This window comes from Curtobacterium sp. LFS079 (assembly GCF_047977865.1).
Lineage (GTDB): Bacteria > Actinomycetota > Actinomycetes > Actinomycetales > Micrococcaceae > Arthrobacter.
The window spans coordinates 570342-590914 of sequence record NZ_JBFPFO010000001.1 but is presented as its reverse complement, the minus strand read 5'-3'; the positions used below and the strand labels follow the sequence as shown (position 1 = coordinate 590914).

Sequence of the window (20573 nt, the reverse complement as noted above, 5' to 3'; positions counted from 1 at the left end):
CGTGCCGCGGGGTTCCGGCTTAATGCAGCAGTCATGCGGAATTCCGCATCGCGGAGATACTTGTAGGGTTGAAGCAGCCCGCTGAAGAATGAAGGAGAATCCGATGAACCCGGAACCGGCAGGAACGGCCAAAACCGAGGTCAAAGGCTCCACATTGCCTTCCCGCTTTGGCTCCTCCGAGGTACCCGCATCCAGGGCCACCCAGGACCGCATTGACATCCCCGAATTCGCCCCGTCCCTTGAGCCGGAAGGCGACATTTCGCCGGACCGCTTCCTGGACCGGGAATTGAGCTGGCTTGCCTTCAACGCCCGCGTCCTGGAGCTTGCCGAGGATCCGGATCTGTTCCTCCTGGAACGGGTCAGCTTCCTTTCGATCTTCGCCTCCAACCTGGATGAGTTCTTCATGGTCCGGGTGGCGGGCCTCAAGCGCCGCATCGCCACCGGACTGGCCGTGCCCTCCCCCGCCGGGCTGAGCCCCATCGAGGTCCTGGAGCAGATCGGCGAGGCCGCGCACAAGCTGCAGGAACGCCACGCGCGGGTCTTCGCCGAGCAGATCCGCCCGGCACTGGCCTACGAGCACATCCACCTCATGCACTGGAACGAGCTCGACGACGAGGCCCGGCACCGCCTGAGCACCATGTTCAGCGAGAAGGTCTTCCCGATCCTGACCCCGCTCGCCGTGGACCCGGCACACCCGTTCCCCTACATTTCCGGCCTGTCCCTGAACCTCGCGGTGATCGTCCGCAACCCGGTGAGCGCCAAGGAACTGTTCGCCCGCGTCAAGGTACCGGACCAGCTCCCCCGGCTCATCTCCATCGACGGCCCGCGCGCCGGCGCCGTCCCGGGGCGCGTGGCCCGTTTCATCGCCCTCGAAGAGGTCATCGCCGTCCACCTGGACAAGCTCTTCCCCGGCATGGAAGTCATGGAACACCACAGCTTCCGCGTTACCCGCAACGAGGATGTCGAGGTTGAAGAGGACGACGCCGAGAACCTCCTGCAGGCCCTCGAGAAGGAACTGCTGCGCCGACGTTTCGGCCCGCCTGTGCGCCTGGAAGTCACCACGGACATCAACCCGAATATCCGGGCACTCCTGATCCGCGAACTCGGCATCGAGGAATCCGAGGTTTACTCGGTTCCGGCCCCGCTGGACCTGCGCGGACTGTCCGTGATCGCGGGGATCGACCGCGCAGACCTGCACTATCCGAAGCACGTGCCGCACACTTCCCGGTACCTGAACGAATCGGAAACGTCCAAGGCCGCCAACGTCTTCGCGGCGATGCGCCGCCGGGACATCCTGCTGCACCACCCCTACGACTCCTTCTCGACGTCGGTCCAGGCCTTCCTGGAGCAGGCCGCCGCGGACCCGAAGGTCCAGGCCATCAAGCAGACCCTGTACCGCACCTCCGGCGATTCCCCGATCGTTGATGCCCTGATCGACGCCGCCGAAGCGGGCAAGCAGGTGCTGGCCCTGGTGGAAATCAAGGCCCGCTTCGACGAGCAGGCCAACATCTCCTGGGCCCGCAAGCTCGAACAGGCCGGCGTGCACGTGGTGTACGGCATCGTGGGCCTCAAAACGCACTGCAAGCTCTCCCTCGTGGTCCGCCAGGAAGTGGACGGGCTGCGCCGCTACTGCCACATCGGCACGGGCAACTACCACCCGCGCACGGCCCGCTACTACGAGGACCTCGGCCTGCTCACCTCCAACGACCAGGTGGGCGAGGACCTGTCCAAGCTCTTCAACCAGCTCTCCGGCTACGCGCCGAAGTCCACTTTCAAGCGGCTCCTGGTCGCACCGCGCTCGGTCCGCTCCGGGCTGATCGACCGGATCGAAACCGAAATCAGCAACGCCCGCGCCGGCCTGCCTGCCCGGGTCCAGATCAAGGTCAACTCCATGGTGGACGAGGCCATCATCGACTCCCTGTACCGGGCGTCGCAGGCCGGAGTGAAGGTGGACGTGCTGGTGCGCGGCATCTGCTCGCTCCGCCCCGGCGTTCCCGGCCTGAGCGAAAACATCACCGTCCGCTCGGTGCTGGGCCGCTTCCTGGAACATTCCCGGATCTTCGCCTTCGCCAACGGAAACGAGCCTGTCGTGTACATCGGCTCGGCGGACATGATGCACCGCAACCTCGACCGCCGCGTCGAGGCCCTCGTGCAGCTGTCCAGCCGCGAAGACACCGCGCAAGTCCTGGACCTGCTGAAGCGCTACCTCGACCCCGGAACCGCCAGCTGGCACCTGGACAACGAAGGCAACTGGACACGGCACCACCTGGGTGAAGACGGAACGCCGCTGTTGGACATCCAGTCCTGGCTTCTGGCATCTCGATCCCGCCAACGGGCCGCTTCGCGACTCTAGGCAGCAGCAGTGAAGAGCGATACGCCAATTGCAGATCAGACCGACCATCCCGGTGAGGAAGTCGCGGTCACGGCGGCGGGGGCCATCCCTTGGCGCCTCAACAAGGGCGCCCTTGAGGTGCTGCTGATCCATCGGCCCAAGTACGACGACTGGTCGTGGCCGAAAGGCAAGACCGATCCCGGGGAGACCATCCCCGAATGCGCGGTCCGCGAGGTCTCCGAGGAGATCGGCATCCGGGCAACCCTCGGGATTCCCCTGCCGCCGATCCACTACCACGTCACCGCCGGCCTGAAGGTGGTCCACTACTGGGCCGTGCACCTTAACTCTGCGGTGCTCAACGGCAACGGCATCCAGCCCGACGGCAAGGAAGTGGACGCGGTGATGTGGGCCGGCCCGGAGCGGGCGGCCCAGTACCTGAGCAACCCCAGCGACGTTGCCCCGCTCAAACAACTCGCCAAGGCCCATGCCAACGGCGAACTGGAAACCTGGCCCCTGATCCTGGTCCGGCATGCCAAGGCGAAACCGCGGTCCTCGTGGACCAAGGCCGAAGGCAGCCGGCCCCTTGCGGCCACCGGCCAGCGGCAGGCACTCGCCGTGCAGCGGCTGCTGCAAGCGTGGAAACCGATGCGGATCGTCAGCAGCCCGTGGACCCGCTGCGTTGCCACGATCGCGCCCTACGCCAAGGCAGCAGGCGCCAAGGTGAAGCTGGTGGAGGCCCTGACCGAGCACGCCCACGAGCGCAAGCCCAAGAAGACCGGCGACGCCGTCTCCAGCCTGTTCGACAAGCAGCAGGCGGTCGCCGTCTGCACGCACAGGCCGGCGCTGCCGACCATCCTCAAAACGCTGGCCCGGCACATGGGCCCGGAACTCGGCGAACTCCTTCCAAAGGAAGATCCGTACCTGGCACCGGGCGAAATGATCGTCTGCCAGGTGTCGCGGGCCAACGGCGGGCGAATCGTCGCCGTCGAGCAGGTCAAGCCCTTCGACGACTGAGCCGGACGTCCGGACGACAAATGCCCGGCCAGTGGTCCTGGCTGGGCATTTTCTTTTTTCGGACTTCAAGCCAACGTCAGGGCGCAACCTGAAGCTGTGAGAATCCCAACGAGGTAACCGCAGGCGGGAACGGGAGAGTCAGGAACGAGCCGATCGATCCGCTGTAGTGGCCGTATGTGTCCGGCACCGTAATCGTCGTGGGGTAACCACCGAGGCCGTTGAGCACGACGCCGTTAATGGTGATCATCCCGTTGGAGTCCCACCAGGTGACTTCCCCCTTGTTGCCCGCGGCGCCGCTTCCACCGCTTCCGTGCCCGCAGTCGGCACCGGCGTAGTCGCCGGTGTGGTCGCCGCTGAGTTCAATCCATAGCCACACGCCGCCGCCCTCCCCGCCGAGCAGTCGGCTGTCCTTGCCGACGAGGTTCGCCGACAATTCGATCTGGTAGACAGCGGACTTGCCGTACTCAGCCGAGGCCGGCACTGCTGCCGCCAGCGTTCCGGCCAGCAGGCAAAGCAATGCCGACAACGCGATCAGAACTCTTCTTACCGATGCTGGTGCCTTCCTGGCACCGTCAAGATCTTTCATGGCTTTCTCCAAAGGGAGATCCAACAATGTTGGAACGCGCTTCCATGCAGGAACAGGACCGTGGAATTCCCAGCGATTCCGCCCCTTTGAACACAGGGACGCGTTCAGGAATGTCGCCGAATTGGGGCGGCACCAGGCGGCACGGCCTCGAGACAGGTGTAGCCCATCCTGCAGCCGACGAAGCGCGGCGGCTCCGGACGGCCGGCTTGAGTAGAGCCGCCAAACATGCTCACGTGCCCAGAGTAGGCCGCTCGGATTCCCATGACCCGAGTGATTTGTACTCGTTTTCGCACCGGAGCCATGCGCGGCCATCATGAGCGCTTGACGCGCACCAACTTTGTATCAAACACTTAGTACATTGATACAAAGTTGGGGGTTGTCATCATGGAGTTCAATCTGCCGCCCTTGGCCGTCCTGGTACCTGCCGGCGGCGCGGCCATCGTCTACCTGTTCCTGCGCTTCGTGGTGTGGGCACCGCGCACCGGCAGCACGGCCGCTTCGGTTTCGCAGCACGCGCTATGGGTGGGCATCATCGGCTGGATGGCCAGTTCCCTCCAGGGCGCCATGAATGCCGGAATCATCCAGACCAACAGGGTCCCCGGCAACTACCCGGACCGGCCGGACGAACTCCTGACGGCCTTGGGCTGGCCGGTGGCCGCCGCCCTCGCCGTGCACGCGATCGGCCAATGGAGCTACCCGGCACCCCGGCAAAGCCGCAGGCATGCCGAGCTGTCCGTGCGGCGCATCCGCGATTTCCTGCCCCGCGGCCTGGCCTGGACGACCGCCGCTATTTTCGCCGGTGCTGCGGCGGCGATCATCTGGATCCCCACACTCCCGGGCTTCGACCCGGCGCAGCCGGTTACGGCGCCGGATGGAAGCTACAGCCGCACGGGGCAGGACGGCAGGATTCCGGGGGCGGAACTGGCAGCCTGGCTGGGTGGCGCGCTGCTCCTGCTGGCGGCCGGAACGTTGCTGATCCTGTGGCTGATCGCCCGGCGGCGCCAGCTTGAAACGCTCGACGCCGGAGACAACCGGGCGCTGCGGACGCTCGCCATGAACCGGCTGCTCCGGACGGCGGCGACCATCGCCTCCGGGCTGGCGGCCATCGCGGGGAACTTCGCCGCGCGTCCTGCTCCCGGCGAACAATACAATTCCTGGTTCAACGTCCTGGGACTGTTCAACGTCGTCGTGCTGCTCGTGATGTGGTGGTGGCGCCCCGGGAAGCTGCCCTCCGTCGCCACAATCGACAAACAGCGTGAAGCCTCGCTCAGCCCGGACCGACACGCCCATCCCGCGGCCAGGTTGTCGGCTTCGATCGGAGTGTGGCTCGGCATCATCGCGGCCTTTCCGCTGTTCACCGGCCTGTTCTTCATTCCCGAGATGTCGGCAGCGGGCGGCTGGGGCCTGCCGGCATGGGTAGCGGTGGTCGCGGCGCTGCTCCTGCTCGCCATTGCCACTGGCGAGCTCCTGACGAGCACAAACTACGGCAGCCCGGGCACCACCGTTGACTGGCCGCGCCAGCCCGTTTCGCGCGGCCTGCTGGGCACGGGAATCATTGGCGCGCTGCTGCTAAGCCTTGTCTTGATCTTCACCGCCGTGGGCCAAGGCATGCTCTATGAAGCTCCTGCCTGGCCAGCCGTCGCCGCGCTCACCGTAGGTGTGCTCGCTGCGGGCGCCACAGCGCTCTGGGCAGCTCGCCACCGGCGGGCCATCCCCGCGCCGGGGGAAACCGCCGGCCTGGACGGGGTACTGCGCGCGATTACTGTCTACCGCATCGCACGCACCCTCGCTGCTTACTGCTTTGTGCAGGCCGGGCTGCTCCTGATGACCCTGAGCCATGCGCTCGTGCCGCTGTTCCAGGAGCCGGCAAGTTTCGTGCCGCAGGATGCGCCGCTCTCCATCGCTGCAGGCGTCATCGCTGCCGCGTTGGGTCTCGCCATCGCGGTGACCCCTGTGCGGCTCCTGCTGGGTGCATTGCCCCGGTCCGCGAGGCCCCGCCTTGAGGGCGCTGCACCGTGACCGGAATCTCGCTCGAACTGCGCTCGGCCGTCCCACCCTACGAGCAGATCCGTTCGCAGATCAGCTCGCTGATCGCCGTCGGCTCCTTGGCGCCCGGCAGCAAGCTGCCCACGGTCCGCAGCCTCGCCGCAGATCTCGGCATCGCCGCCGGAACAGTCGCCCGGGCCTACAAAGAGCTCGAGGCCGCTGGACTGATTGAATCCCGACGGCGGAACGGAACCGTGGTGCTCGGCCCGGCCGCCCCTGCGGGAGGCTCCGGCTTCCGGAGTCCGGGCGACACGCCGACATCGGAGGTGTTCGCGGCCGTCGACCGCTTGGCGGAAGCGGCACGCAAGGCAGGATTGGACGCGGAGGCTGTGATCGGGCTCCTGCGCGGGCGGCTAAAGTAAGCTGGACCCGTGAGCATCCCCACCCCTTACGAAGACCTCCTTCGCGATGTCCTGGCCAACGGAACCCACAAGTCGGACCGTACAGGCACCGGCACCAAGAGTGTTTTCGGCCGCCAGCTGCGGTTCGACCTGAGCCAGGGTTTCCCGCTCATCACCACCAAGCGGGTACATTTCAAGTCCCTGGCCCTTGAGCTGCTGTGGTTCCTCCGGGGCGAGTCGAACGTGAAATGGCTCCAGGAGCAGGGCGTCAGCATTTGGGATGAATGGGCGGACGCCGAGGGCGAGCTCGGTCCCGTCTACGGTGTGCAGTGGCGGAGCTGGCCCACTCCCGACGGCGGGCACGTGGACCAGATCGCCGAGCTCATGAAGGGCCTGGCGGAGAACCCCGATTCCCGCCGGCACCTCGTCTCCGCCTGGAACGTCGCCGAAATCAAGGACATGGCCCTGCCGCCGTGCCACGCCTTCTTCCAGTTCTATGTGGCGGACGGCAGGCTGTCCTGCCAGCTCTACCAGCGTTCGGCCGACATGTTCCTGGGCGTGCCCTTCAACATTGCTTCCTACGCCCTGCTCACGATGATGGTGGCGCAGCAGCTTGGCCTGGAGGCCGGCGACTTCGTCTGGACCGGTGGCGACGTACACATCTACGACAACCACCTGGAGCAGGTCACCGAACAGCTCGGCCGCGAACCCTATGAGTACCCGCAGCTGCGCTTCACCCGCAAACCGGACTCCATCTTCGACTACAAGCTCGAGGACTTCGAAGTGGTCGGCTACCAGCACCACCCTGCCATCAAGGCGCCGGTGGCAGTATGAGCGACCCAGGATCCCAGGACGGCCGCGAATCGGCCACACAGATCGGCCTGGTCTGGGCACAGACCACCAAGGGCGTCATCGGACGGGACGGCACCATGCCCTGGCACGTCCCGGAGGACATGAAGCATTTCAGCGCCCTGACCACCGGGCATCCGGTCATCATGGGCCGCAAGACCTGGGAATCGTTCCCCGAAAAGTACCGGCCGCTGCCCGGTCGGACAAACATCGTGGTGACCCGGCAGGAAGGCTGGGCCGGCACGCCCGAGGCAGCTGGCGCCGTCGTCGTCTCTTCACTGGATGAGGCCCTGCTGGAATCGCAGTTCGCGCCCGGCAACGCACAGGTCTGGATCGTGGGCGGCGGGGAAATCTACCGGCAGTCCATGGACCTGGCCGACCACGCCGTGATCACCGTCATCGATTCGGAAACCGGCGGCGACACCTATGCCCCCGAGCTCGGAGAACGCTGGGCGGTTGAGTCCACGGAGCCCGCCGAGGGCTGGCTGGAATCGAAGAACGGCACCAAGTACCGGATCACCACGTGGCGCCGGGCGGAAGACTGAGAAATGCTGAAGAAACCTGAAACCCTGTTCGTCCTGGGCTACATGCTGCTACCGCTGTTCGCCCTCCTGTCCGCGATCGTGGGGCTGACCATGATCCTGGGCGGCAACAAGATCGTGGGCATCATCGTGCTGGTAGTGGTGACCCAGGTGTTCGCCTTCGGCGCCTTCTTTGCCCTGCGTGCGCGCAAGTCCGCGCTGCTGGAAGAAAAAAGCGACACCGCGCAATAACGCCGAACTGCGGGCCGCCGAGCGGGACTAGGCTCACCTCATGGAGTTTCTCTGGGGGATCGCCGTGCTTGCGGGGGCCATCACTGCGCTGTCCATCTACTGGAGCAGGCGGGACCGAAAACGCCGGGCACTCGGCCTGGGCCGGCACCGCGGCAGCTTCCGCTCGCAAAAAGGTCGTGCTTACGGCAACGCCCCGAGCCACAACGCCTACCCCAGTGACGGGACCGGATGAGCCGCCGTCGTACATTTCCCGGGTGACGTAACCGACAGCACCGCAGGAGCGCAAAAGTCTAGACTGGTCCAATGACTACAGCAGCTAATCCGTCCGTTGGACTGGTCGGTTGGCGTGGCATGGTCGGCTCCGTCCTGATGCACCGCATGCAGGAAGAGAACGACTTCGCCAACATCAACCCGGTGTTCTTCTCCACCTCGAACGCAGGAGGTGCCGCCCCATCCTTCGCTGATGGGGCCGGCAAGCTCGAGGACGCGTTCGATATTGAGACGCTGGCCAAGCTGCCCATTATTGTGACCGCCCAGGGCGGCGACTACACCAAGCAGGTCCACGGCGAGCTGCGCAGCCGCGGCTGGGACGGCCTCTGGATCGACGCCGCTTCCACCCTGCGCATGAACGATGACTCGATCATCGTCCTGGACCCCATCAACCGCGACGTCATCGACGCCGGCCTGTCCGGCGGCGTGAAGGACTTCATCGGCGGCAACTGCACCGTGTCCTGCATGCTCATGGGCCTGGGCGGACTGTTCAAGAACAACCTGGTCGAGTGGGGCACCTCCATGACCTACCAGGCTGCCTCCGGCGGCGGCGCCCGCCACATGCGTGAACTGCTCAACCAGTTCGGTACCCTCAACAACGAGGTCAGCAGCGAACTGGAAGACCCCGCCTCGGCGATCCTGGAAATCGACCGCAAGGTGCTGGCCACCCAGCGCACCGGCGTGGACGCCACCCAGTTCGGCGTGCCGTTGGCCGGCTCCCTGATTCCGTGGATCGATGCCGACCTCGGCAACGGCCAGTCCAAGGAAGAGTGGAAGGCCGGCGTGGAGACCAACAAGATCCTCGGCACCGGCAAGGGCACCGAGGGCAAGGACTACGTGACCATGGACGGCCTGTGCGTCCGCATCGGTGCCATGCGCTCCCACTCCCAGGCCCTGACCCTGAAGCTGCGCGAGGACCTGTCCGTCGCAGAGATCGAAAGCCTCCTGGCCAAGGACAACGAGTGGGCCAAGGTGGTTCCGAACACCAAGGAAGCCTCTATGGCCGACCTCACCCCCGTGGCAGCTTCCGGCACCCTGGAAATCCCGGTGGGCCGTATCCGCAAGCTCGAAATGGGCCCCGAATACATCAGCGCCTTCACCGTGGGCGACCAGCTCCTGTGGGGCGCGGCCGAACCGCTGCGGCGCATGCTGAACATCGCCACCGGCAAGCTGTAAGCCACACCTTCGGGTCCCCGGCCCGCCTTTTCCGTAGCCGCGCGCAACGGAACAGGCGGGCCGGCGGCGTTAACCGGCCAATGAACTAACCGGCCATGAACTTCAAGTACTTCTCCCCCTGGAGTTCGAAGGACCGTGCGGCCGCCGGTGGCAGCCCTTCCGGATCAAAGGGTTCAGGCACGACGGCGGCATTGCGGCCGGCGCCGTTTCTCGCCCAGGTGCCGGTCACCAAACCGCCGGAGACGATTACCCGCTTGAAGACTCCGTTACCGCCGGGAACGACCTTCTGGGCATGCTCCGGGGCAAGGACCAGGCTGCGGTCCTTGTAGCCGAGCAGGAATTCGTCGAAACCCGGCAGCGCGAGGAGCGTACGGGCGCCGGGAACGCCGTCGTCGAGCAGTGATGCTGTCTCCGGCGGAATCCAATAGGAGGTCCCTTCAAACTCCAGCTCCTCCAACTGCGTGCTGATCCGGCTGAGCGCGGCTTTCGCTTCCGTCTTGGGGATCTGCGTCCACCAGCAGAAGTCGTCTAGCGTTGCCGGGCCGTGGCTGCGCAGGTACCGGTGCAGCAGTTCGCTGATGGCCGTGTCGCGGTCAAGCTCCCGCGATTCCGGAATCCATTCCTCGAACGGCATGAACAGCTGTTGGCCTGCTGCTTTGCCGTTGGATCCCGCGATCGGGCCCTGTACCAGCCAGGCGCGCAGGCACAGGGTCCACAGCAGGTGGACCCCGCGTTGGGCCTTGGTGATCTGTCCGTTTTCCTCGAAGGCTTCGAAGAGCTGCTCACGGGTGGCGCCCCTCCCCTCGGCCAGCGCTTCCCGGGCGATGTCCCGGCAGTGCGCAACGTCCTCGGAGGTGATTCCGAGTTCGCGGTGCCGGCCTGCGACGGCACGGACCATGCGCCCGCCGGTAATCTCCAGCATCCAGTGCAGGTCCTGCGCCGGGACCAGGTGCAGGGTGCCGCGGAAAGGCCACGAACGGACCACCGTTCCCGAGTCGAGGGCCGCCCGCACATCCGATGCCTTGCTGCCCGGTACGCGTTGCCCCACCGCCCACAGCGTCGAAGCCAGGTCCTGGGCCTGCATGGCTGTCATGTGGCGGACGCACTCCTCCACCGAGGCGAACCCGGCAGGTTCCCCGGGAGCGCTGCCCAACAGGCCCTGGCTGGCAAGCCTCAGGCGGCCCATCACTTTGGCGGTAACACGGCTTTTCGTGGAGACCATGCCTTCATCCTAGGGGCTGCCACCCACCGGACTTCCAGCCTCCGCACAGGCGTACTTCGTACGCTGAAGGCATGCTTTTCGGTGAGAGCGGCACGCTCCTGCGGCCCCTGAGCCGGCGCCTGGCGGCCTGTGCCTGGGGCCTGGCCGGCGTCGGGCTGGTTTGCGGGCTGGCCGTCGCCATCGGCTCGGGGGTACGGCTCAGCCCGGCCATGCAGGCCGTGCAGGCCACCGGACTTGCCGGAACCGGCGCGTCCGCTTTGTTGCTCGTCCTGGCTATCTGCACCCAGCCGGGGCGCGGACGGCAGGACCGGCCGGAACGAAGCGGAACAGACGAGCAGACACGCAGCTTCCTGCTGGCCGCCGTCGTCATGCTGGTCGCAGTGGCGGGCTTCGCGGCCGCCGGTTGGGCGTCCCCCACCGGCCCGTCGCCGCAGAGCACCGCGTTCAGCCAGCTCTTCCTGCTGGGTGCCGTGGATTGCGGCCTGACTTTCCTGCTGTTGAGGAAGGCGCGCTCGGAACCGTCACTTAGCCGGTCCGGCAAGGATGCCGACAATGCCTGACACCAGCGTCTTGAACGCCTGAGCCTTGGCCGAGAGCGGAGCCGGCTCCGGAGACACCAGGCACAAGGCCGCCGCCGGGAGCTCTTCCTCGATGCGCAGCGGAACGATCCGGCGGCCTGAATGGGTTTCCAGGGTCTGGTGCTGGTGGTGCAGGATCGAATAGCCAAGGCCGGCCGCCACGTAGGAGCGGATAACCTCGTAATTTTGGGAGGTGTGGCGGATCGTCGGCGTCACGCCGACCATCCTGAAGAAGTCGGTGTACCTGCTGAGGGAATGCGGACTCGCCAGGAGGACGGCCGGTTCGTCGGCCAAGGCACGCAGTGACACGCTGTGTTGCCCGGACCGCGCAAGGTGGTGGTCCTCGGCGACCACCACGTGGGGGTGGAGCTTCGTGAGCGGGTGGACGCCCAGCGTGGTGTCCAGGCCGTCGTCGTACATGATGGCAAGGTCCAGCTGCCCGCGTTTCAGGGCCTCGGGAAGGCTTTCGAGATCCCCCTCGCTCAGCCTGATGTCGAGCAAGGGAAGGCGCTCGGCGGCTTGCGTCAGCAGGGCGGCCGAATAGATCGGGGCTAGAGGTGCGTAAACACCCACCGAGAGCTCACCTTCCAACGGTTCTTCGCTTCCCCGCGCAACACCGCCCAGGCCTCTCGCGGTGTCCAACAAAGGCTCCAGAGCCTTCATCAACCGCCGCCCCGCGAGAGTCGGCTCCACCCCTTTACGAGGTATGCGGGCCAGCAGTTTGACGCCGTAAGTTCCCTCGAGGCGGGCCACCGCGGCCGAGAGCGTGGGCTGGGTGACGTTAAGGGCCTCCGCGGCCTTGGTCAGGCTCCCCCGCCGGACAACCGCGCGGAAGTACTCCAATTGGACAAGTGAGACGTCATCGCTCATTGACAGCTCCTATCCATAGATTTTTCAAATACTAACGTCAAAAAGCATTGATTGGTCAAGGGGGATAGTGCCGAAGCAGACTGTGATGGTCCTCATATTCCGTCGATCCCGGAGCCCCCAGTGAACCGATATCTTTCAGCGGCAAACGTCCCGCGCGCCGCTTCGCCGGCACCGATGCAGAAGCGTGTTCTTGCCGGAGGCGCAGTTGGCCAGTTCATCGAGTTTTACGATTTCAGCCTCTACGGGCTGAGCGCCCTGATCCTGGCAAAGCAATTCTTCCCCGCGGAATCCGCCTTTGCCGGACTCCTGGCAACGTTCGCCGCTTTCGGGGTGGCCTTCGTGGTCCGTCCGCTCGGCGGCCTGTTCTTCGGCGCCCTGGGTGACCGGATCGGGCGCCGCCCGGTCCTGTTCATCACCCTCATGGCCATTGGCGTGGCCACTGCCGGCATCGGACTGTTGCCATCCTTCGCAACGCTTGGATACCTGGCTCCCGTGGTGCTGGTGCTCCTCCGGCTCGTGCAGGGCTTCTCGGCCGGCGGCGAGTCGGTCGGTGCCCCCGCCTTCGTCCTGGAACACGCGCCTGTGGAACGGCGCGGCCTTTGGCTGTGCATCACGCTCAGCGCGACCGCGCTGCCCGGGGTCCTCTCCGGCGGCCTGATCCTTGCGATCCACGGAATCTTCGGCGCTGCCGCCTACGCGGAATGGGCTTGGCGGCTGCCCTTCCTCCTGGCCCTTCCCCTGTCCGTCATGGGCTTCTGGATCCGCCGGCGGACCGAAGAATCCCCGGAATTCCAGAAGGTCCTGAAGACCGCGGCAGCCAAGGAGTACAGCCCGGTCCGGGAGGCATTCCGGAGCAACGGCCGGCGCATGCTGCAGGTCACCCTGGTCTGCGGTTTGACCGCGCTGGCCTTCTACAACCTGGCGGGCTACTTTGTGACCTTCCTGCAGACCGCGGCCGGACTCAGCCGGGAGGCATCCCTGGCCATCAATGCGTCCGTCATGGTCCTCCTTGCCCTGGTTTCGCCGTTTGCCGGCCTGCTGAGCGACAGGATCGGCCGCCGCCCCATGCTGCAAATCGGCTCCGCCGCCATGGCCGTGATCGCAGTGCCCGCGTTCCTGATGATCGTCAGCGGGCAACTGTGGCTGGTGATCGCAGGCCAGCTCCTGTATGTCCTGCCCCTGGCGTTCTACAGCGCCGGCAGTTCCACGGTGTTCGTGGAGATCTTCCAGACCAGTACCCGCTTCACCTCCGCCGCGGTGAGCTACAACGTCGGATACGCGCTGCTCGGCGGAACCGCGCCGATCATCGGCACCTGGCTGGTCCAAACCACCGGCTCGGCGGTGTCCCCCGGAATCTACCTCGCGGTCTACGCCGCCGCCGTCGCCCTGCTCGTCCGTTTCGGCGGGGTTCCTGAAACCCATCCGCTCCTCAGCCGCTCCACTGCTGACCGGACGCCCGCAACGATCACCAACTGAAAGGAAACCCCATGACTATCTCCAGCCAGGACCAGCGCCTTGCCTTCCTTACCGCATCCGAACTGCTCGAAGGCTACCGCGGGGGCGATTTCAAGCCCTCCGAGGTCCTGAACGAACACTTCGAACAAATCGACCGCGTCAACCTTCCGGACAAGCTCGGCATCAACGCCCTGACGGAGGAAATGCGGGACTGGGCCTTGAGCCAGGCCCAGGACGCCGACCGCGCCTACAGTGCCGGAGGGGACACAGCACCGCTGCTCGGCATTCCCCTTGTCACGAAGGAAAAGCACGCCATCGCAGGCAGGAGCCTCAGCTTCGGCCTCGCCTCCAAACAGGACAACATCGCAGAGGCCAACGACGCCGTCGTCGACCGTGTCCTGGCGGCCGGCGCAGTCGTCCACGCCCGCACCACCACCCCGGAATTCTCCTGCGCCTCTGTCACCCATTCAAAACTCTGGGGCGTGACCCGCAATCCCTGGAACCTGCAGGCAGGACCCGGCGGGTCCTCGGGCGGTGCCGGAGCCGCCATCGCAGCGGGCATGAGCACCCTTGCAACAGCCAGCGACATCGGGGGTTCGACCCGCATCCCGGCAGGTTTCAACGGCCTGGTCGGCTACAAGGCTCCATACGGCCGCGTCCCCGGGGCCGCTCCCCTGAGCGCTGACTGGTACCGGGGAGACGGCCCGCTGGGCCGCAGCGTCCGGGACGTGGCACTCCTGCATTCGGTGATGGCAGGGCGCCATCCTTCCGACCATTCCTCCTGGGGAGACCACGGCACGGACTACCTCCCCCACGTCGACGCCGGCGCTACCGGTGACCTGCGCGGAGTGCGGATCGCCTACAGTCCCACGCTCGGTGGATTCCCGGTCGCGGAGAGCATACGGAAGAACACCGAAGCACTGGTTGAGCGCCTGCGCCATGCCGGGGCACGGGTCGAGGTGGTGGAGCCGGCCTGGACCGTGGAGCAGGTCCTGGACACCATCTTCGCCCACTTCGGCAGCATCATGGGTGCTGCGCTGCAGAACGAAACGGATCCCGCCACCTTGTCGCCCTACGCACAGCGGTTCCTTGCAGACGCCGCGGCCGCCGCCGGGCGCGGCACCCTGGTGGACTCCCTCGCCAAGGACGCGGCCATCCAGCAGGAACTCGCCCGGACCATGGCCGGCTTCGATGCGCTGCTGGCCCCCACCCAGGGCGTCGAAATGCTCCCGGCCGACGGGAACTTCCTGGACGGCATCACTCTGGAGGGCAGGCATTTCGATATCTACATGGCGGCGCACCTGACGATGCCGTTCAATGTGGCCAACCGCTGCCCGGTCATGGCCCTGCCCAGCGGTCTTTCCGGCTGCGGAGTGCCGACCAGCGTCCAGCTCGTGGCCCATCCCTTCGGCGAAGCAAGTGCCTTCCGCATCGCCGCGGCCATCGAGGCCCTGACGGATCCGCTGGGAATCCCTGCCTCGCTTCGTTCCTGAGGACGGCCGGGAAACCGCGGGCACTGGACCATTAGGGCCGGTGCCCGCGGTTTCCACGCCGGGTCCGGGCCCGGTGCGGAACGTTAGAGCTCGACGCCGATCAGCAGCGGTTCGGGGTGCAGTTCGATTCCGAAACGTTCGACGACGCCGCGGCGCACCTCGCGCGCGACGGCAGCCATGTCCTCGGCGCTGGCGTTGCCCCGGTTGGTGATGGCCAGGGTGTGCTTGGTCGAAAGCGAAGCCCGGCCGCCCGAGACGCTGCCGGCGTCGAGCCCGTAGCCCTTCGCAAAGCCGGCGTGCTCGATCAGCCAGGCCGCGGAAAGCTTTACCAGGCCGTCCGCGCCGCCCGGGTACTGCGGGGCGCCTTCCGGGAGTCCTGTGGCGTCAGCGGCGGGAACCACCGGGTTCGTGAAGAAGGAGCCGGTGGAATAGGTGTCACGGTCCGCGGGGTCGAACACCATGCCTTTGGAGGCGCGCAGGCGCAGGACCTCGCGGCGGACATCGTTGGCGTAGGCACGCTTGCCCGGCTCGACGCCGAGGGCCCGGGCAAGCTCGGCATAGCGGACGGGCGCGCTCATGCGGCCCAAGGGCAGCTGGAATTCGACCGTGAGCACCACGTACCGCGGCGAGCCCTCGTTGGTGGTCTGTTTGAGGATCGAGTCCCGGTAAGCGAACTTCAACTCCGAGTTGCTGAACGTCGTCACGGCGTTGTTCACGCGGTCCCAGGTCCGCACGGAGGCTATGGTCTGCGAGACGTCGGTGCCGTAGGCACCCACGTTCTGCACCGGCGTCGCGCCCGTCGCCCCGGGGATGCCGGACAGCGCCTCGACGCCGGACCAGGCGTGCAGGACCGCGTGCTCGACGAAGGCGTCCCAGTTGTGGCCGGCCTGGACCACCACTGACACTCCGCCGCACGTGTCCTCGGAGCTGACGGTCAAGCCCTCGGACGCAATCTTCAGGACGGTGCCCGGGTATCCGGCGTCCGCGACCAGCAGGTTGGAGCCGCCGCCGACAATGAGCAGCTTCTCCCCCGCTGCATCGGTGGAACGGACGGCGTCGATGATTTCCGCTTCGCTGCGCGCCTCGAGATAGCGGGCAGCGGGTCCGCCCACGGCGGCGGTGGTCAGTTCGGAAAGCAGCGTCTGGGTCACCAATCGAGTCTAGCCTGCGGCGGGTGCCTGCCGTTTGCGCAGGACCGGGGCGAGGAAGAAGCTCAGCGCCTGGAACAGCAGCACGGTCAGCAGGGCATGCAGGATGCCGAAGTGCTGGCCGAGGAAGCCCAGCACGGGCGGGCCGCAGAGGAAGGCACCGTACGCGATGGTCGACGCCACCGAGACCCGGGCCGCCGCGTGGACGGGGTCGTCGGCCGCGGCGGACATGCCCACGGGGAAGCCCAGGGACGTGCCCAGGCCCCACAGTCCAAGGCCCACGAAGGCGATCCACGGCACGGGCGCGAACACGAACGTTCCCACCCCGAGGAAGGCCGTCGCCGCGCAGCACCGCATGACGGCGACCCGGCCGAAGCGGTCCAGCAGGAAGGTCCCGGCGAAGCGGCCCACGGTCATGAAGGTCACGAACACTCCGTAGCCGGCCGCGCCCGCCGCCTCGCTCTGGCCGTGGCCGTCCGCCAGTGCCAGGGCCGCCCAGTCCCCGGCAGCGCCCTCCGAGAGGGCCAGCCCGAGCACCATCAGCCCGAGCATCACCGTGCGGCGTTCCCGCCAGGCCATCGCGACCAGGCGCTTGCCGTGCAGCGATGCGGCTTCCGAGGCCAAGGCGGGGTTGATGATGGGCAGCGGGCCCGTGGTGGGGTCCTCGAAGGTATCCGTCTTCCGGGGCCGCACAGGTTTGCGTTGCAGGGTGGGGCCGCTCCGGCCGGCACTTTCGCGATCCGCCCTGAAGGACAGGCTGGCGGTCAGCACCGCGGCGATCGCGACGGCGCCCACCAGGCCCAGGTGCCACGCGACGGGCAGCTTCGCGGCAGCGGCCCAGGCACCCGCCGCGGCTCCGGCCACTGTGCCCAGGCTGAAGGAACCATGCAGCCAGGGCATCACATGTTTGCCCAGCGCCCGCTCCACGGCGGCCCCTTCGACGTTCAGGGCGGTGTTGTAGCAGCCGTTCGCCAGGCCCAGCAGTGCGAGGCCGCACGCGGCCACCACCAGGCTGGAAAGCACCGAAGTGCCGAGGCCCAGCAGGAACAAGCCGGTGCCGCTCAGCACGCAGGCGATCCGCGCCGCGCGGGCCGAACCGAGCCGCAGCACCACCAGCCCGGAAACGGACACCGAGGTGAAGGACGCCGCCGTCAGGCAGAGCAGGATGAGCCCGACGGCGGCCGGGCCGAGTTCCAGCCCGTTCCGAACCGCCGGGAGGCGGGAGACCCAGGACGCGGCGGCGATGCCGCTGGCGCCGTACGCGGCCATGACAGCAAAGCGCCACCGCGCAATGTCTGCTGCGGTGGCGCCTTCGCCTCGTTTAAGAATGGTGTTCAAGCGAGCTTCGCTGTTCGGTCCAGCTTCACAACGGCTTGGGACTTCATCAGGACCTTCTGCCCATCGAAGGTGACTGTGAGGTCGATGCGCGCGGTTCCGGCGTCGGCGTCGAGGGCTCCCACCACGCCGGCCACCTCGATCACCGCACCGGGCTCGGCGGTTCCGGTGGTGTCGGTGACCAGGACGGGTTTGGTGAACCGGGTCTGGTAGTCGACGACGGCGGCGGGATCGCCTGCCCAGTCGCTCACCAGTTGCACCGCCGAACCCATGGTGAACATGCCGTGGGCGATCACGCCGGGCAGGTCCACGCCGGTGGCGAAGGCTTCATTCCAGTGGATCGGGTTGAAGTCGCCGGAGGCGCCCGCGTACTTGACGAGGTCCTGGCGGGTGACGTCGATGCTGCGCGTGCCGATTTCCTGGCCGACGGTGAGGTCTTCGAATTTCAGGCTCATGCTTACTGTCCCTCTCCGCGGACCAGGATGGACGAGGTGGTGGTGGCGACGGGGTCGCGCTGCAGGTCGTCGCCCACAGTGAAGATTTCGGCGCGGGTGGTGATCATCGCTCCCCCGCCCATGGCGCGGACGCCGTCGACGTGCAGTTCGGCGCGCAGCTGGTCACCGGCCACAATGGCGCGGTGGTGGGTGAAACGCTGGTCGGCGTGGACCACGCGGCTGAAGTCGATTCCCGATTCCGGGTCCTCGATCAGCTGGGCGTCGGCGCGCTGCGCGACGATGATGGCGAAGGTGGGCGGCGCCACGAGGTCGCTGTGGCCGAGCGCCCTGGCTGCCTCGACGTCGAAGTGGGCGGGGTGGGTGGCCTTGACCGCCCGGGCGAACTCACGGATCTTTTCGCGGCCGACGTCGTACACCTCAGCGGCAGGGTAGCTGCGGCCCTGCAGGTCGGGATTGATTGTCATGAAAACAAGGGTATCGGGCCAGCGGACCACAACCGCAGTTGTGACTTACTTCCTGAGCGTCCGGCGGATCTGCTGCCCGCGCACCACCAGGCCCACCACATGCAGCACCAGGCCCAGGCCGATCACGCCGAGCGAAGCGAATGCCATGCCCTGGTTCTGGGTGGTGTTTCCGACGATGGTGAGGATGATCCCGACGGCGATCAGGCCCATCGCGCTGAAAACCAGCGTCTTGTAGGTAGTGGAGGCCGTGGCCCAGAATTCGTTCAGCACCCGATAAGTCTATCGACGCGTTGTGAGGCCCGCTTTACGTACTTTGGCGGCGCCATTGGACGTAGAGCAGGCCTCACAACATTCAGAACAGGGAGTCCTGGAGCGCCGGAATGTCCGTGCGGTAGTCCCCGAACTCAATCCGGCGGCCTTTGAGGGCACCCAGGCCGGCGATGAAGCCGGATTCTTCGGCCGGCAGGGACACCAGGGCAGTGGCGCCGCTTAGGGAGCGGACCGTGAAGCCGTGGGCGCCGCCGTCGAACGCTTGGGGGTAGGGGTGCCGCCTCCGCCCGCTGACAAGGCCGCAGGCTTCCTCCGCGAAGGCGGGCCGCTGCCACTCTTCCTCAACGGTGGAAAAGCCGCCCAGGGCGAGCCCGTCCAGGAACTCGCGCGTACGGGCGGCGGCCCGTTTGTTGATGGCGGAAAGCTCGACGTCGGGAAGCGGCTCAAGCAGCGACGCCGCCTTGGCAGCGGACCTGACGAGCTGGACCGTTCCGAGCTCCTGCGTGACGAGGTCTTCGAGGATGCGCACCACGCGGCCGTCCTCGGCATGCGCCACGTACGTGGCCCGCACCGCGCCCTGTTCCGCGAGCCGCTGCCATTTGCGCACCGCCGATGCCGTGCCGACCTTCGTGGCGCCGCCGGCGAACGTCGCCAGGTAGAGCCAGTGCGGCTGCATCAGGTAGGAGCGCAATCCCGCCGGAACGGAGCCACCCCGGTGGAAATCATGCATCAGCCGGAAATCGTCACGGGCGAAGCACTGTCCGCATTGCTTGCCGCGTTCGGCTGGCGCCGCGTCCGGGCAGGGCACCTGAAGGCGTTCCGTTGGTCCGTGGACCCTGCTGTGGCCGAGGCACCACAGCCCGTCGAGCACGCGGAAGCCAAGGCCGGAACCGGCGGCCAGCGGAACACCGGCGGGCTCCCCGGAAGGTGCCCGCAGGCGCAGCACCGGGGAACCGCCGTCGGGCATGACTCCCGACGGCGACGGACCGCCGTGTGTCCAGTCCCAGGCGACGCCGTGAACGAGCATGGCTACAGCGAAGGCTGAACCCCGAAAGCCACGGCAAGCTTCATGATCTTCTCCGCACGGCCAAGGCGCGGCAGGTCGGAGCCGTCACGGATGACGCGGCCGTTGGCCTCGAAGTCGTTCATGAAGTCGGTTGCCCAGGCGACGTCCGAGGGCGTGGGGCTGATGACTTCGTTGATGACGGTGGTCTGGTCGATGGCAAGGCAGAGCTTGCCGGTCATGCCCATGGTTACCGTGATGCCCGTCTGCTCGCGCAGGATGGGGTGGTTGGTGCCGACCGTGGGGCCGTCAATGGGGCCCGGCAGGTTGCCGACACGGCTGGCGACGACGAGTTTGGCGCGGGGGTACGCCATGGCCTCGGGGGTTGCGGCCATGCCGGTGTCGCGGCGGAAGTCGCCGGAACCGAAAGCGAGGCGGAAGCAGCCCTGGCCCTTGGCGATGTTGTTGGCTTCTTCGATGCCGACGGCGGACTCCACCAGGGCGATCACGGGGGTCTTGCCGTCCATGCGGTGGTAGGACTCGGTGACCTGGTCAGCGGACTCGGTCTTGGCGAGCATCACGCCGAGCAGGCCCGGGGTGCCGCGCAGGCCGGCGAGGTCGTCTGCCCAGAAGGAGCTGGTGGCGTCGTTGATGCGGACCCAGGCCTGACCGCCACCGGAGAGCCAGTTCACCACGTTGTTGCGGGCGTGGTCCTTCTGGGACGGGTCAACGGCGTCCTCGATGTCCAGGATGATGGCGTCCGCACGCGAACTGGCCGACTGGTCGAAAAGCTCCGTCTTCATGGCGTTCACGAGGAGCCAGGAGCGGGCAATGTCGGCGGGAATGCTGCGGGTGGGGCGCACGGATTCGGCGGTGATGCTGGACGTCATGGA

Annotated in this window: 22 protein-coding genes; 12 read left to right on the top strand and 10 right to left on the bottom strand. The window is 66.8% G+C overall.

Features of this window, described 5'->3' with window-relative positions; genetic code table 11:
* Positions 1–103 precede the first annotated feature (103 nt).
* Both ACNQPB_RS02725 and ACNQPB_RS02720 read left to right on the top strand, forming a co-directional pair.
* Positions 104–2353: an RNA degradosome polyphosphate kinase gene (locus tag ACNQPB_RS02725; protein WP_498748891.1), complete on the top strand. Its 2250-nt coding sequence runs from the start codon at positions 104–106 to the stop codon at positions 2351–2353.
* 9 nt (positions 2354–2362) lie between these two features.
* Complete coding sequence (locus ACNQPB_RS02720; RefSeq protein ID WP_498748889.1) at positions 2363–3346, top strand: NUDIX hydrolase; 984 nt, start codon at positions 2363–2365, stop codon at positions 3344–3346.
* A gap of 76 nt (positions 3347–3422) precedes the next feature.
* Here the strand turns inward: ACNQPB_RS02720 and ACNQPB_RS02715 are convergent, their stop codons facing one another.
* Positions 3423–3932: a hypothetical protein gene (locus ACNQPB_RS02715; protein WP_498748888.1), complete on the bottom strand. Its 510-nt coding sequence runs from the start codon at positions 3930–3932 to the stop codon at positions 3423–3425.
* Between the two features lie 384 nt (positions 3933–4316).
* On the opposite strand from ACNQPB_RS02715, the gene ACNQPB_RS02710 reads away from it, so the two are divergent.
* From ACNQPB_RS02710 to asd, 7 genes are all read left to right on the top strand, one after another.
* Entirely contained in the window at positions 4317–5951 is a 1635-nt protein-coding gene (locus ACNQPB_RS02710) for a hypothetical protein (protein ID WP_498748886.1), read from the top strand.
* Positions 5948–6340, top strand: coding sequence for a GntR family transcriptional regulator (locus ACNQPB_RS02705; RefSeq protein WP_498748885.1), 393 nt, complete (start codon positions 5948–5950; stop codon positions 6338–6340). The genes ACNQPB_RS02710 and ACNQPB_RS02705 overlap by 4 nt, the downstream gene beginning before the upstream one ends.
* A 9-nt stretch (positions 6341–6349) precedes the next feature.
* Positions 6350–7153 carry a thymidylate synthase gene (locus ACNQPB_RS02700; protein ID WP_498748883.1) on the top strand — a complete coding sequence of 268 codons (804 nt, stop codon included), beginning with the start codon at positions 6350–6352 and terminating at the stop codon, positions 7151–7153.
* Complete coding sequence (locus tag ACNQPB_RS02695; RefSeq protein ID WP_498748882.1) at positions 7150–7713, top strand: dihydrofolate reductase; 564 nt, start codon at positions 7150–7152, stop codon at positions 7711–7713. The genes ACNQPB_RS02700 and ACNQPB_RS02695 overlap by 4 nt, the downstream gene beginning before the upstream one ends.
* 3 nt (positions 7714–7716) lie before the next feature.
* A complete protein-coding gene (locus ACNQPB_RS02690; protein WP_498748880.1) occupies positions 7717–7941 on the top strand; it encodes an NF038396 family protein in 225 nt (74 codons plus the stop codon).
* 40 nt (positions 7942–7981) lie between these two features.
* Entirely contained in the window at positions 7982–8173 is a 192-nt protein-coding gene (locus tag ACNQPB_RS02685; RefSeq protein ID WP_498748879.1) for a hypothetical protein, read from the top strand.
* Between the two features lie 71 nt (positions 8174–8244).
* Positions 8245–9387, top strand: a complete 1143-nt coding sequence (gene asd / locus ACNQPB_RS02680) for an aspartate-semialdehyde dehydrogenase (protein ID WP_498748877.1) — start codon at positions 8245–8247, stop codon at positions 9385–9387.
* Positions 9388–9472: 85 nt separating this feature from the next.
* On the opposite strand, the gene ACNQPB_RS02675 is transcribed toward asd, so the two are convergent.
* Positions 9473–10609 (bottom strand): winged helix DNA-binding domain-containing protein, encoded by a 1137-nt coding sequence (locus tag ACNQPB_RS02675; RefSeq protein ID WP_498748875.1) that lies wholly within the window; start codon positions 10607–10609, stop codon positions 9473–9475.
* 71 nt (positions 10610–10680) lie between these two features.
* Between ACNQPB_RS02675 and ACNQPB_RS02670 the strand changes: the two genes are divergently transcribed.
* Positions 10681–11169, top strand: a complete 489-nt coding sequence (locus ACNQPB_RS02670; protein ID WP_498748873.1) for a hypothetical protein — start codon at positions 10681–10683, stop codon at positions 11167–11169.
* Here the strand turns inward: ACNQPB_RS02670 and ACNQPB_RS02665 are convergent.
* Positions 11131–12057 (bottom strand): LysR family transcriptional regulator, encoded by a 927-nt coding sequence (locus ACNQPB_RS02665; RefSeq protein WP_498748871.1) that lies wholly within the window; start codon positions 12055–12057, stop codon positions 11131–11133. The genes ACNQPB_RS02670 and ACNQPB_RS02665 overlap by 39 nt on opposite strands.
* Positions 12058–12231: 174 nt before the next feature.
* Between ACNQPB_RS02665 and ACNQPB_RS02660 the strand changes: the two genes are divergently transcribed.
* Positions 12232–13533, top strand: a complete 1302-nt coding sequence (locus ACNQPB_RS02660) for an MFS transporter (RefSeq protein ID WP_498748869.1) — start codon at positions 12232–12234, stop codon at positions 13531–13533.
* A gap of 11 nt (positions 13534–13544) precedes the next feature.
* A complete protein-coding gene (locus tag ACNQPB_RS02655; RefSeq protein WP_498748867.1) occupies positions 13545–15005 on the top strand; it encodes an amidase in 1461 nt (486 codons plus the stop codon).
* Between the two features lie 83 nt (positions 15006–15088).
* Here ACNQPB_RS02655 and ACNQPB_RS02650 read toward each other — a convergent pair whose 3' ends face one another.
* The 7 genes from ACNQPB_RS02650 to ACNQPB_RS02620 all read right to left on the bottom strand — a co-directional run bounded on the left by ACNQPB_RS02650 (position 15089) and on the right by ACNQPB_RS02620 (position 20570).
* Entirely contained in the window at positions 15089–16156 is a 1068-nt protein-coding gene (locus tag ACNQPB_RS02650; protein ID WP_498748865.1) for a UDP-N-acetylmuramate dehydrogenase, read from the bottom strand.
* 9 nt (positions 16157–16165) lie between these two features.
* A complete protein-coding gene (locus tag ACNQPB_RS02645) occupies positions 16166–17422 on the bottom strand; it encodes an MFS transporter (protein ID WP_498749088.1) in 1257 nt (418 codons plus the stop codon).
* A 65-nt stretch (positions 17423–17487) separates the two neighbouring features.
* Entirely contained in the window at positions 17488–17943 is a 456-nt protein-coding gene (locus tag ACNQPB_RS02640; protein ID WP_498748863.1) for a MaoC family dehydratase, read from the bottom strand.
* A 2-nt stretch (positions 17944–17945) separates the two neighbouring features.
* Positions 17946–18407 (bottom strand): FAS1-like dehydratase domain-containing protein, encoded by a 462-nt coding sequence (locus ACNQPB_RS02635; RefSeq protein WP_498748861.1) that lies wholly within the window; start codon positions 18405–18407, stop codon positions 17946–17948.
* Positions 18408–18452: 45 nt separating this feature from the next.
* Positions 18453–18677 (bottom strand): DUF3188 domain-containing protein, encoded by a 225-nt coding sequence (locus ACNQPB_RS02630; protein ID WP_498748859.1) that lies wholly within the window; start codon positions 18675–18677, stop codon positions 18453–18455.
* 82 nt (positions 18678–18759) lie between these two features.
* The gene (locus tag ACNQPB_RS02625; protein ID WP_498748858.1) at positions 18760–19704 is read right to left on the bottom strand and encodes a DUF2797 domain-containing protein; all 945 of its coding nucleotides are present in this window, start codon (positions 19702–19704) and stop codon (positions 18760–18762) included.
* A 2-nt stretch (positions 19705–19706) separates the two neighbouring features.
* On the bottom strand, positions 19707–20570 hold the full coding sequence (locus ACNQPB_RS02620) for an HpcH/HpaI aldolase/citrate lyase family protein (RefSeq protein WP_498748856.1): 864 nt from the start codon (positions 20568–20570) through the stop codon (positions 19707–19709).
* Positions 20571–20573 lie beyond the last annotated feature (3 nt).